Raw genomic sequence first — 12,237 nt, 5'->3', positions numbered from 1 at the left:
CCAGGAAAAAGCCCCAGGCCGCCACAAACACGGCCCAGCCTGGCTGGCCCTGCTGGAACAGCCAGATGGCCGCACCACCCCAGACCAGGGGCGGCCCGACCGGCACCACCGACAGGAAGAAGGTGGCCGCCCCCAGCAGCACGGCGCCCGGCACGCCGGCAATGACAAAGCCGATGGCGGCAAGCACGCCCTGGGCCAGCGCCGTGCCGAGCACGCCATAGATCACGCCGCTGACCGTGCCGCGGGCGATGTCCAGCAGGTAGTTGGCCCGGGGGCCGGCCAGATGTTCCAGCGCGACGCGCAGGCGCACATTGAGTGTTTCACCGTGCAGGAAAAAGAAGAACACCAAGAACACCGACAAGGCCATGTCCACCACGCCCCTGGCGAGCACGCGTCCGCCCGACAAGGCCGCTGCCTGGGCGGGCCCGCCCACTTCGTTGATCAGCCGTTGCCCATCGTGGGCGAACTGCTGCCAGTAGCTGTGCAGCGTCGGCCCGACCAGCGGCAGGTTGGCCAGCCAGGCCGGCGCATCGGGCAGGCCTTCCTTGCCCAGCGCCGAGGCGGCACGGGCCAGCTGGGCCACGTTGTCGGCCTGAGCCAGGGCCACGGCCACGATCGGCCCCAGCAGCGCGACCGTGCCCAGCACCGTCAGCAGGCCGGCCGTCAGGGTGCGGCGGTTGCCCACCCAACTGTTGAGCCGCAGGAAAACCGGCCAGCTGGTGGAAGCCAGGATGGCGGCCCAGATGAGCGAGGTGAGAAAAGGCCACAGCACCAGCATGCAACCGGCTCCCAGCAAGGCCAAGGCGAGGACGGCAAGAACGCGGTCGGAACGGGGGCTTTCCATGAGGTGGCAGGGGAAGTGTGAGACCCGATGATTATGGGCCAAGCGCGGTGCCGGACGCGGCGCTGGACCCGCGCCGCGCCGTGGTTCAGACCTTGACGCCCCAAAAGCATCAGGCCCGGCTGAGCCGGGCCTGATGCTTGTCCTGCAACGGAAAAAAAGGATCGCCTGCTCAGGCGACGGCTGCTTCCAGCTCCGGCAGCTGCACCTTGTTGTCGGTGCTGAATTGGTAGTCCTTGAAGACGTGTTCGGCACTGAGCAGCTGGTAGTTGCCGTCATCGTGGCGCAAGGTCGTGTCCTTCAGGCGCCAGGTCAACTGGCCGCAGGTCCAGATGTCGAAATTGCGCATGTGGGTGCACAGGCAGGTCTTGTCCCACACCTTGACCTTGCGCTCGCCGGGGTGGGCTGCCACCTCGCGGTTGTAGGCTTCGATGTAGGCGCACTTGCCGTTGGCGTCGAGCAGGTAACCGTAGGCCTCGCAGTTCGGGCGGATGCCGTCGCCAATGCCGGGGCTGGACTTGATCATGCGCATCGGGTAACCGGTGGGCGAGATCTCGTTGACTTCGATGTCGTCTTCGTTGGCCTTGAAATACTCCTGCTTGATGTCGTCGGGCAGGCCGCACTCCTTGGTGACGGTGAACCGGGTGGCGACCTGCACGCCGGCCGCGCCCATTTCCATGAAACGCACGGCATCGCTGCCGGTGAAGATGCCGCCGGCCGGGATGACCGGGATGTCAAGCTGTTCCTGCTTCAGGTACTGCAGGATCTCGGCCACGATGGTGGCCAGGTCGTATTTCGCCCAGTCCATGCCGAAGCCCAGGTGGCCGCCGGCCAGCGGGCCTTCCACCACCACGTAGTCGGGCAGGCGGTTCAGGCGGCTGTTTTTCTTCAGGAACAGCTGCAGGGCACGCAGCGACGACACGATGATGCCGAGCTTGGCGTCACGGAAGCGCGGGTGGTTTTCCATCAGCGCGAAAGAGCCCAGGTGCAGGCCGGCTGCCAGCGTGATGCCGTCGATGCCGGCGTCTAGTGCGCTGTTCAGGCGAACGCTCAGGGTTTCCTTCGGCGCGTTCATCGTCAGCTTTTCCATGCAGTTGATGAAGATCTGGCCGCTGCCCTGCTTGCGCGACATGGTTTTTTCCACGTGCATGCGGGTGGCTTCGGCCAGGCCGCCCAGGTCGAACTTCACGGCTGACTTGTCGGCCGAGGCGACGTTGTACTGGTAGAGCGCCTGCTTGGCCTTGACGTACTTGGTCTTGTAACGACGGTCGGTCACCGTCTTGATCATGGCATCGGAGATGTGTCCCACGCCGCCCAGGCGCGCTGCTTCCAGCGCCAGGTCGGCAGAGGAAATGTCTACGCCCATTCCGCCAATCATGATGGGCACCAGCTCCTGGCGGCCCATGTGCATGCGGAAGTCATCCAGACGTTTCATAGTCACTTTCGAAAGGCAGGGCCCCAACTTGGCCCCTGAATTCAGGTTTCCAGTCCGTAATTATGGACTGACTGGCTTGCGAAACCATGACAAATGGGCATGTCGATGTCAGTGGTTTGTGCGCACACTGCGTTTGGCATGGTTGTCATGCGTTTTGTCATCTCAGGCCATCTGGGCAATGGTTTTGCGAAACCGCATCAGCGACAGGGAAAACAGCACCGAGCCGATCAGCAGCAGCGAGACCAGTGAAGTCCACACCACCGACAGCCCCGCGCCCCGGTAGAGGATGGCCTGGCTCAGTTCGGTGAAATGGGTGGTGGGCGCCAGCGACATCAGGTACTGGATCCACAGCGGCATGCTTTCGCGCGGTGTCATGCCGCCGGAGAGCAGCTGCAGCGGCATCAGGGTCAGGATCATCAGCAGGCCGAACTGCGGCATGCTGCGCGCCACGGTGGCCATGAAGATGCCCATGGACGTGGTGGCAAACAGATGCAGGGCGGTACCGATGAAAAAGAGCGTCAGCGAGCCCTCGATCGGCACCTGCAGCACGCCTTGCACCACCAGCGCCAGCGACAGGGCGGTGGCCAGCAGCACCACCAGCGCCATGGACCAGACCTTGGCCAGCATGATTTCGGTCGGGGTCACCGGCATCACCAGCAGATGCTCCACTGTGCCGTGCTCGCGCTCGCGGATCAGGGCGGCCCCGGTCAGGATGATGGACAGCATGGTGATCTGGCTCACGAGTTCCATCAGCGAGCTGAACCAGGTCGGGTTCAGGCCCGGGTTGAAGCGCATGCGCGGCACCAGCTCCACCGGCAGCGGGGCGGTGCCGCGGTAGCGCTGCACGAATTCGCTCACCTCGCCCATGACGATCTGCTGGATGGTGCCGTTGCCGGTAAACGCCTGGCTCATGCGCGTGGCATCCACGTTGAGCTGCAGCGCGGGCGCCTTGCCGGCCAGCACGTCGCGTTGGAAATTGGGCGGAATGACAAGCACAAAGGTGTAGCGGCCGGCGTCCAGGCCCGGATCGACCTCGGCCAGGCCGATGCGCACCGGCTGGATGAACTGCGGCGGGTAGAAGGCCGTTGTGATGCGCGTTGACAGGGCCGAATCGTCCTCGTCCACGATGGCGATGGCGGCGCGGTGCAGCGTCTCGGGCGTGACGGTGCCGGCGGTGTAGATCGCCACCGTGAAGGTGTAGACGATCAAGAACAGCATCATCGGATCGCGCCACAGGCTCCAAAGCTCCTTGATGCCCAGGCGGTAGATGTTGTCCAGATGGCGCTTCCACGAAGTCATGCCATGGCCTCCTCTCGGATTGCCCGAAGGGATGTTGCAGCCCCCTCGGGGGGCTGCGAACGACATACAGTGCGGGAGCGTGGGGGCATCATTTTTCTTGTTTTTTCAACAGCACGATGGCCAGGCCAAGGATGACCGGAGCCGCCGCCAGCAGCGGCCAGAACTGGGCCTGCAGGTCGGCAAAGTCCAGTGCTTTGCTGAACACGCCGCGACTGATGGTGAACATGTGGCTGGCCGGGTAGATTTCGCCGATGATGCGGCCGCCGCCTTCCAGCGAGGACACAGGGTTGATCAGACCGGCGAACTGCACCGCCGGGATCATGGTGCCGACCATGGTGAAGAACATGGCGGCGATCTGACTGCGTGTGACGGTGGAGGCCAGCAGGCCCAGGCCGGTGGAGCACAGGCTGAACAGCAGGGCCGCCAGCGTCAGGGTGGCGAAGCTGCCGGTCATGGGCACATCAAACACCGTGACGGCAGCCAGGCACATCAGGGCAAAGTTGATCATGGCCAGCGCCACGTAAGGCAACTGCTTGCCGAGCAGGAACTCGGTGCGCGTGGTGGGCGTGACGTAGAAGTTGATGATGGAGCCCAGCTCCTTCTCGCGCACCACTGCCAGCGCCGTCAGCATGGACGGCAGCATCAGCAGCAGCATGGGCATGACGGCCGGCACCATGGCCGGCAGGCTTTTCACGTCCGGGTTGTAGCGGTAGCGCGTCTCCACATTGATCAGGCCACTGGGCGTGAGGCCGGTGCGCGCGTGCACCTGCTGCACATACCAGTGCTGGTGCATGCCTTGGGCGTAGCCGAGCACGGTTTCGGCGCGCTGTGGCATGGCGCCGTCGATCCAGGCGCCGATCTGCACCGTGTTGCCGCGCTCCACGTCGCGCGCGAAGCCGGGCGGGATCTCCAGCGCCAGCGAGATCTCGCCGTTGCGCATGCGCCGGTCGAGTTCAGCGTAGTCGGCCAGTGGCGGCCGTTCGCTGAAGTAGCGGGAGCCCGCCAGGTTGGCCGTGTAGTCGCGGCTGAGTGTGGTCTGGTCGCGGTCCAGCACGGCAAAGCGCAGGTCCTCCACGTCCATGCTGATGCCGTAGCCGACCACGAACATCAGCAGCAGCGAACCCAGCAGGGCCAGGGCGCCGCGCACCGGGTCGCGCCGCAACTCCAGCGCCTCGCGCCACTGGAAGCTGTGGATGCGCGTCAGGCTGCGGCGCAGGCGGGCCAGCAGCCCACCGTTGGCGGTTGTTGCCTGCGCGGGGGCAACAGGGCGATCGGCCTCATCAGGGGCAGGATCGTCCTGGGCGGCCGGCGGGTCGCCGCTGGCGTCTTCCAGGTAGCTGATGAAGGCGTCGTTCAGTGTGGGGGTGCCGCGCTTGGCAATCAGCTTGGCCGGCGCATCGCTGTCCAGCACGCGGCCGGCGTGCATCAGCGAGATGCGGTCGCAGCGCTCGGCCTCGTTCATGAAGTGGGTCGAGATGAAGATGGTCACCTTGTCGCGGCGGGCCAGCTCGATCATCAGTCGCCAGAAATTGTCACGCGCGATCGGGTCCACGCCCGACGTGGGCTCGTCCAGGATCAGCAGCTCGGGCCGGTGCACCATGGCCACGGCCAGCGACAGGCGCTGGCGGATGCCCAAGGGCAGTTGCGCCGGCAGCATCTCCTGCACGTCCTGCAGGTCAAAGCGCTGGATCATCTCGGCCACGCGGCCCGGCAGTTCGGCCGGTCGCACGTGGAACAGGCGCGCATGCAGCGCCAGGTTCTGCTGCACGGTCAACTCGCCATAAAGCGAAAACGATTGCGACATGTAGCCCACACGCCGGCGTGTGGTCATGTCGCGTGGATCCACCGTCTTGCCGAACAGCTGGGCCTGGCCCTCGCTGGCCGGCAGCAGGCCGGTCAACATCTTCATGGTGGTGGTCTTGCCGCAGCCGTTGGAGCCCAGGAAGCCGAAGATCTCGCCGCGCCGGATGCGAAAGCTCACATGGTCCACCGCCACGAAGTCGCCGAAGCGCATCGTCAGATCCTGCGCTTCAATGGCGACGTCGGCCTGTTCGTCCAGTGCCAGCGGTTCAATCACGACTTTTCGGTGGGTGCGCCGTTTTTCTTCCGGCAGCAGGGCGATGAAGGCCGATTCGAGCGAATGGTGGCCTGTGCGATCGAGCAGTTCAGCCGGCGTGCCGGTGGCCAGCACCCGGCCGTCGTCCATGGCCACCAGCCAGTCGAAGCGTTGGGCTTCTTCCATGTAGGCCGTGGCCACCAGCACGCTCATGCCGGGGCGGTTGGCACGGATGCGGGCAATCAGCTCCCAGAATTGCGCCCGTGCCAGCGGGTCGACGCCGGTGGTCGGCTCGTCCAGGATCAGCAGGTCCGGGTCGTGGATGAGGGCGCAGCACAGGCCGAGCTTCTGCTTCATGCCGCCCGAGAGCTTGCCGGCCGGGCGCGCCAGGAAGGGGTGCAGGCCGGTGCTGCGTGTCAGCGCGTCGATGCGGCGCCGGCGTTCATCGGCATCATGGCCGAACAGGCGGGCGAAGAACTGCAGGTTTTCCTCCACCGACAGGGTGGGGTAGAGGTTCTTGCCCAGGCCCTGCGGCATGTAGGCAATGCGCGGGCACACCGCCTGCCGGTGCCGCCGCCGTGCCATGTCGCCGCCCAGCACCTCGATGCGCCCCTGCTGGATGGCACGCGCGCCGGACACCAGGGCCATCAGGCTGGATTTGCCTACGCCGTCCGGGCCGATCAGCCCCACCATGCGCCCCGCCGGAATGTCCAGCGTGATGTTCTCCAGCGCGGTAGTTTTCTTGTAGTGCAGTGACACGCCTTGCAGGCGGGCCACCGGAGGCGCTTCGCTCGCCGTGGTCACTTCTCAACCTTGACGGCCAGATGGGCCGGCCACTGGGCATTGGGGTCGATCTTGAGCCAGGCCACGCCGGGCAGGCCGGTCTTGACCTGCTCCAGATGCTTGAGCAGCAAGTCGCGGTCGATCTGTGCCCGCACGCGGAACATGAGCTTCTGCCGTTCGCTTTCGGTCTCGACGGTCTTGGGGGTGAACTGCGCAGCACTGGCCACAAACGACACCTTGGCCGGAATCACGTACTGGGGCGCGGCGTCGAGCACGATGCGGACCTCGCTGCCCAGCGCCACCCGGCCGGCCACGGTTTCAGGCAGGAAGAAGGTCATGTAGACGTCGGACAGATCGATCAGGTTGAGCACGCGCCCGCCGGCGCCTACGATTTCGCCCGGCTGGGCCACGCGGAACTGCACACGGCCGTCGCGCGGGGCCTTGAGTTCGCTGTCGGCCAGCTCGACATCGATGCGCTCCAGCGTGGCTTCCAACGCCTTGACGTTGGCCTGCGCCCCGGTGACCTGGGTGCGGGCGGCGGCAATGCCGGCCTGGGCGGCCTTGGCCTGGGCGCGGGCCGCCGACAAGGCGGCCTGCAGGCTGTTCACACGGGCGCGGTCGTCGTCCAGCAACTGGCCGGAGAAGAAGCCTTCCTTCGCCAGTTTTTCCGAGCGCGGCAGCCGGCGCTGCGCTGCGTCGAGTTCGCTCTCACGCTGGGCCACCACCGCCAGCGCGGCCTGGTGGTCGCTCTGGCGCAAGGCCACCTGGAGTTCGGCGCCGCTGACGGATTCCTGCGCCTGCTGCAGCCGTGCCAGAGCCTCTTCGCGCTGTGCCTGCAGGCTTTCGATCTCCATGTGGGCCAACGGTTGGCCGGCTTTGACGAACTGGCCTTCCGCCACCAGGATGTCCTTCACGCGCCCCGCCAGCTTGGTGGCCACGGCAATTTCGGTGGCTTCGATGCGGCCATTGCCGCTGGTGAAGCCATCCCCCAGGCCTTGGTCGTGCCACAGTTGCCAGCCGATGCCGCCGCCGGCCGCGGCAACCAGGACAAGCCCCGCAACCAGGGCACTTTTCCAATTCGTTTTCATCTGCATCGTGTCTGCACCACCGTTTGATGGCGGGATGGGTTGGCGGGTCTGTCGGCGTTGGCACCGTGGGGAATCCGGGCGGGCCGTCAGGCAACACGGCCGCTCAGTCTGCTGGCAATGGTAGCCCATGGCATGGTGTTGTTGCGCCCTGCCAGCGCCCTCGTAGCGCGCCAAAGTCAGGGTGTCCAGCGGCGCGCTCAGCCGCTGCCGCAGCGCACTTGGGCTGGCAGTGAAAAGTGCTCTCGTTGCGGCGGTGCTGACGTGTCAGGCGCATGACATGGTTCCATAATGCTATTGAATTGATAGCTATTGGCGCATATTCCATAAGGTCCAGGGCCGAAAAACACGCTCAATTCATGGGCGGCCGGTGGCGCTGGCGCCGCTTCAGGGTTGTCCCGGGCTTTACCGGGCTTTCTGTCCCGAGCTTGACCTGCATCAAAAAAATTCGAGTACCGCTGCCTATTCTGCGATCTCCGGTGCCAGTGGCGTTCGGACGTGTTTGGACTCTCGGCAGCGGTTTACCACACACCCACAGGGAGGAGTTGCACATGCAAGCCAGCAAAGAGAAATTGCTCTGGATGTACGAGAAGATGGTGGAGATACGCCACTACGAGGAGACCATGGCCAACGTTTACCTCGAAGGCAAGCTGCCACCGGCCATCCAGAAGGGACTCGCGTTCGACATCGGCTCCGGCCCCGTGCCGGGCGAGATGCACCTGGCGGCCGGCCAGGAGCCGGTAGCGGTGGGCATCTGCGCTCACCTGAGGCAGGAGGACACCGTGGTCGGCACCCACCGGCCGCACCACTTTGCCATTGCCAAGGGCGTGCCCTTGAACCCGATGACGGCCGAGATGTTCGGCAAGGCCACCGGCCTGGGCCGCGGCAAGGGCGGTCACATGCACCTCTTCGACCCGGCGCACAAGTTCAGTTGCAGCGGCCTCATCGGTGCCAGTCTGCCGCCGGCCTGCGGCGCGGGTCTTGCGGCCAAGAAGATGGGGAAAGATTGGGTGGCGGTGGCCTTCTTCGGAGAGGGCGCAGCCAACCAGGGGGCGGTGCACGAGTCGCTCAACCTGGCCGCGCTGTGGCAGCTGCCGGTGATTTTTGTCTGCGAAGACAACAAGTGGGCGATCTCCGTGCCGAAGGACCATGCCACCTCCATCGAATGGGTGGCCGACCGCGCCAGCGCCTACGGCATGCCCGGCATCAAGGTGGCGCAGAACGACGCCGTGGCGGTGTATGAGGCGGTGGCCCCCGCGATTGCCCGCGCACGTGCTGGCCAGGGCCCGAGCCTGATCGAGGTCAAGACCGACCGTTACCTCGGCCACTTCCAGGGCGACCCCGAGGTCTACCGCCCCAAGGACGAGGTCAGCAACCTGCGCAAGAACGACCCCATCCCCAAGCTGGCGGCACAGCTGAAGAGCGCGGGCCAGATGAGTGAGGCAGAAGACGCAGCCCTGGTGGCGCGCGCCAAGCAGCGCGTGGCCGATGCCTTTGCCTTTGCGCGCGAGAGCGCCTACCCGGCGCCGCAGGAAGCCCTGCAGCACGTCTTTGCCTGAAGAGGAGGAACGCACATGAGCACGAATCGCAAACTCACCATGGCGCAGGCCATTGCCGAGGCCATCGGCCAGGAAATGGAACGCGACAACACGGTCTTTGTCATGGGCGAAGACATCGGCAAGTACGGCGGCATCTTCGGCGCCACCGGCGGCCTGCTCGACAAGTTCGGTCCCGAGCGCATCATGGACACGCCGATTTCCGAGACCGCCTTCATCGGCACCGCCACCGGCGCGGCGGCGGCCGGCCTGCGGCCGATTGCCGAGCTGATGTTCGTCGACTTCTTCGGCGTCTGCATGGACCAGATCTACAACCACCTGGCCAAGAACACCTACATGGCCGGCGGCAACATCAAGCTGCCGGTGGTCATCACCACCGCCATTGGTGGCGGCTACAACGATGCGGCGCAGCACTCGCAGTGCCTGTACGCCACCTTTGCCCACATGCCGGGCCTCAAGGTGGTGGTGCCGTCCAACGCCTATGACGCCAAGGGCCTGATGACCCAGGCCATCCGCGACGACAACCCGGTCATGTTCATGTACCACAAGGGCATCATGGGCCTGCCGTGGATGGCGTTTTTTGAAGGCAGCAGCAACGAGGTACCAGAAGAGGCCTACACCATTCCCTTCGGCCAGGCCAAGGTGGTGCGCGCCGGTGATGACGTGACCATCGTCACCCTGAGCCAGATGGTGCAGAAGAGCCTGTTGGCCGCGGACGAGCTGGCCAAGCAGGGCATCAGCGCCGAGGTACTGGACCTGCGCACCTTGGTACCGCTGGACCGCGCCGCGGTGCTCAAGTCCGTGGCCAAGACCGGGCGCCTGCTGGTGGCCGACGAAGACTACCTGGGCTTCGGCCTCACCGGCGAGATTGCGGCCATCGTGGCCGAGAACCTCGACACCGTGGCACTCAAGGCACCGGTCAGGCGCCTGGCCGTGCCCAATGTGCCCATCCCCTACAGCCGGCCGCTGGAGCAGTTCGTCATTCCGCAGGTCAAGGGCATTGTGGAGGCGGCGCAAGCGCTGATGAAGGGGCACGTGGCCGAGGGGGTGGCCGCATGACGGAGGTGACACTGAAGCCCGAAGCGTGGGAGGGCGTTGATGCCACCGTTGAGGCGCTGGTCGACAAGTGGCTGGTGCAGGCCGGTGACGCCGTGCAGGCCGGCCAGCCGCTGGCCAATGTGGTGCTGGTGAAGTCCAACCTGGAAATCACCGCACCGGCCAGCGGTCGCATCCAGATCCTGGTGCCGGCCGGCAGCACCTTTGCCCGCGGCAAGCCCATCGCCACCTTGGCGTGATGCCCCCGACCAGTGTCGCCGCTGAGGAGCAGTCCTGGAACCGTGACCAGCTCGCGCAGCCGGTGACGGCAGCGCAGTGGCACCTCTGGCACTACGAGCAGCCCGCCATCGTGCTGGGCTGCTCGCAGCGTGTCGCCTACGCACGCCTGTTGGCCATGCCAGGCGGCCCACCCATGGAGGTGCTGCTGCGCGAATCCGGCGGCGGCGCCGTGCTCACCGGCCCGTGGATGCTGGGCCTGTCGCTCGCGCTGCCCATCGGCCACCCGTGGTTGGGGCAGGGCTTGCTTGAAAGTTACCGTCACTTGGGGCAGCTGTTTGCGGAATTGCTAGTGGCAGAGGGCGTGCCAGCCCGTGCTTTGCCACCGGCCGAGTTGCCCGCGCAGCAGGCCGCCCTCATTGCGCGCGGCCTGCCGGTGCTGGACTGGGCTTGTTTTGGCAACCTGTCGCCGTGGGAGGTGGTGGATGCGCAGGGACGCAAGATCGTCGGCTTGGCGCAGCGCAGAAGACAGACAGGCGTGCTGTTGGTGGCCGGGCTGCTGCTCACCGAGCCGCTGTGGGCATCGCTGTGTGATGCGCTAGGGCAGGGTAAGGATGTGGATGTGCTGCGGCAACGGACAGTGAGCTGCGGTGCGTTAGCGGATGGTGCCGTTTCGGGGCAAACTCTCGCGGCCGCAGTGAGGTCCAGGTTGGGCGAAATGATTGGCTAGACCTGTTCGTTTTGGATGGCTGCTGTCGGCCAATAGCGGACATCTAGGATTGAGGCCGAAATCTGTCGCTCGATGACCCTTTGGGGGGATATTCCAAGGCAACCGCGTCCCCTAAAATCCATCGAGCCTATCAGTCAAGCGCGGATTGCCAGCGGCATCCGCATACCTCAAACGTTAGGTAGCTCGAATGCACCCACTCGACGACGCAGATCTTCACGCAGGTTTGACTGGCCTTGAGCTTGGGGTAGACCCAATTGATCTCGGAGATGGTGTCGTTCTCGCCCGAACGTTTGCGAAGTTTCTGACGCCGTTGACACTTGTCAACACATCTCCTCCCTCGACCGATCCACTTAAGCCGAAACCCGCGTATTGGCAGATGGGGTCCCCTGAGAAGGTCATCACCGCACAACTGATTGTTCCTCGGCATATCGGCAAGTCATTCGACGAGAGATTCGAACTTGCTCGATTCACTGTTCTGGTCTTGCGCCTTTGGAGTGATCCAGGTATCGGTCTTCACGTGGTTTCGAGTCACAGATTTGAAGAGCTTTGCGAATTGCCTGAAGATCGTCACCCTTTCATGGTTCCCGTCGAGACAAGGCCACGACATTTCCCTCTGGGGACACTTGACCCGTCAAACGTTCTTTCAAGCCTCAAATGGGTTCAGGAGAACTGGAAGGTTGCTCACAAGCTTTATTCATCAAGCACCGAGTTCCGTCTTGCAGCTGATAGCCTAGACGCTGGGCAGTTCGTGCCAAACCACGCCCTCACTCTTGTTTCGCTTTGGGCTTCTCTCGAAGCACTCTTTTCGCCGTCCACAAGCGAACTGAAGTTCCGCGTGTCGGCTCTGATCTCCGCCTACCTTGAGCCGCCAGGTGCTAAGCGTCTTGAACTTCAGAAGCAGGTAGCGTCGCTATACGACATGCGCTCTGCCGCAGCTCACGGGAAACCACGCCATGAACCCGAACACTTGCTGAAGTCATTCGAGCTCGTTCGTCGGGTGTTGCTACGCATGATTCATGAGGCAGCTGTTCCTAACAAAGAGCTTCTGGAGCGCCGGCTATTCGGCGCGGTGTAGCGCAATGCTTAACACCTCATTCCAACGGACTGCCTACGACGGTAGCTGAACTTGAACGTTGAACGTCCCCTTTCACGTCCGGTGAGAGTCCGCTAGGGGTCGATT

At 64.6% G+C, this 12,237-nt stretch carries 10 protein-coding genes; 5 read left to right on the top strand and 5 right to left on the bottom strand.

Translation table 11 applies throughout. From position 1 onward, the window contains the following. From CDE01S_RS09565 to CDE01S_RS09545, 5 genes are all read right to left on the bottom strand, one after another. Positions 1–844, bottom strand: an 844-nt coding sequence (locus CDE01S_RS09565; RefSeq protein WP_066706460.1) for an AI-2E family transporter, incomplete at its 3' end; no start/stop codon positions are given. Positions 845–1,013: 169 nt separating this feature from the next. Beyond that, positions 1,014–2,276 (bottom strand): nitronate monooxygenase, encoded by a 1,263-nt coding sequence (locus CDE01S_RS09560; RefSeq protein ID WP_066706459.1) that lies wholly within the window; start codon positions 2,274–2,276, stop codon positions 1,014–1,016. Between the two features lie 162 nt (positions 2,277–2,438). Beyond that, complete coding sequence (locus tag CDE01S_RS09555; RefSeq protein ID WP_066706458.1) at positions 2,439–3,575, bottom strand: ABC transporter permease; 1,137 nt, start codon at positions 3,573–3,575, stop codon at positions 2,439–2,441. 88 nt (positions 3,576–3,663) lie between these two features. Beyond that, positions 3,664–6,435: a ribosome-associated ATPase/putative transporter RbbA gene (rbbA, locus tag CDE01S_RS09550; protein ID WP_066706453.1), complete on the bottom strand. Its 2,772-nt coding sequence runs from the start codon at positions 6,433–6,435 to the stop codon at positions 3,664–3,666. Further along, positions 6,432–7,502, bottom strand: a complete 1,071-nt coding sequence (locus tag CDE01S_RS09545; RefSeq protein WP_157077095.1) for an HlyD family secretion protein — start codon at positions 7,500–7,502, stop codon at positions 6,432–6,434. Before CDE01S_RS09545 ends, rbbA begins: the two co-directional genes overlap by 4 nt. A gap of 548 nt (positions 7,503–8,050) precedes the next feature. Here CDE01S_RS09545 and CDE01S_RS09540 point away from each other — a divergent pair. The 5 genes from CDE01S_RS09540 (at position 8,051) to CDE01S_RS18480 (ending at position 12,132) form a co-directional block, all read left to right on the top strand. Continuing rightward, positions 8,051–9,058, top strand: coding sequence for a thiamine pyrophosphate-dependent dehydrogenase E1 component subunit alpha (locus CDE01S_RS09540; RefSeq protein ID WP_066706450.1), 1,008 nt, complete (start codon positions 8,051–8,053; stop codon positions 9,056–9,058). 15 nt (positions 9,059–9,073) lie between these two features. Next, a complete protein-coding gene (locus tag CDE01S_RS09535) occupies positions 9,074–10,114 on the top strand; it encodes an alpha-ketoacid dehydrogenase subunit beta (protein WP_066706448.1) in 1,041 nt (346 codons plus the stop codon). Next, the gene (locus CDE01S_RS09530) at positions 10,111–10,350 is read left to right on the top strand and encodes a lipoyl domain-containing protein (RefSeq protein WP_066706447.1); all 240 of its coding nucleotides are present in this window, start codon (positions 10,111–10,113) and stop codon (positions 10,348–10,350) included. The genes CDE01S_RS09535 and CDE01S_RS09530 overlap by 4 nt, the downstream gene beginning before the upstream one ends. Continuing rightward, positions 10,350–11,057 (top strand): lipoyl protein ligase domain-containing protein, encoded by a 708-nt coding sequence (locus CDE01S_RS09525; protein ID WP_066706446.1) that lies wholly within the window; start codon positions 10,350–10,352, stop codon positions 11,055–11,057. Before CDE01S_RS09530 ends, CDE01S_RS09525 begins: the two co-directional genes overlap by 1 nt. Before the next feature lie 187 nt (positions 11,058–11,244). Then, complete coding sequence (locus CDE01S_RS18480; protein WP_157077094.1) at positions 11,245–12,132, top strand: HEPN domain-containing protein; 888 nt, start codon at positions 11,245–11,247, stop codon at positions 12,130–12,132. The last annotated feature ends 105 nt before the right edge of the window (positions 12,133–12,237 follow it).

The sequence above is a fragment of the Curvibacter delicatus NBRC 14919 genome (assembly GCF_001592265.1).
Lineage (GTDB): Bacteria > Pseudomonadota > Gammaproteobacteria > Burkholderiales > Burkholderiaceae_C > Hylemonella > Hylemonella delicata.
This window is presented reverse-complemented; position numbering and strand designations above follow the sequence as displayed.

Bases quoted from the DNA above. Each gene is read 5' to 3' on its own strand.
- CDE01S_RS18480 (WP_157077094.1), top strand. From the start codon at position 11,245: ATGCACCCACTCGACGACGCAGATCTTCACGCAGGTTTGACTGGCCTT.
- CDE01S_RS09540 (WP_066706450.1), top strand. From the start codon at position 8,051: ATGCAAGCCAGCAAAGAGAAATTGCTCTGGATGTACGAGAAGATGGTG.
- CDE01S_RS09560 (WP_066706459.1), bottom strand. From the start codon at position 2,276: ATGAAACGTCTGGATGACTTCCGCATGCACATGGGCCGCCAGGAGCTG.
- CDE01S_RS09555 (WP_066706458.1), bottom strand. From the start codon at position 3,575: ATGACTTCGTGGAAGCGCCATCTGGACAACATCTACCGCCTGGGCATC.
- CDE01S_RS09525 (WP_066706446.1), top strand. From the start codon at position 10,350: ATGCCCCCGACCAGTGTCGCCGCTGAGGAGCAGTCCTGGAACCGTGAC.
- CDE01S_RS09535 (WP_066706448.1), top strand. From the start codon at position 9,074: ATGAGCACGAATCGCAAACTCACCATGGCGCAGGCCATTGCCGAGGCC.
- CDE01S_RS09545 (WP_157077095.1), bottom strand. From the start codon at position 7,502: ATGAAAACGAATTGGAAAAGTGCCCTGGTTGCGGGGCTTGTCCTGGTT.
- CDE01S_RS09530 (WP_066706447.1), top strand. From the start codon at position 10,111: ATGACGGAGGTGACACTGAAGCCCGAAGCGTGGGAGGGCGTTGATGCC.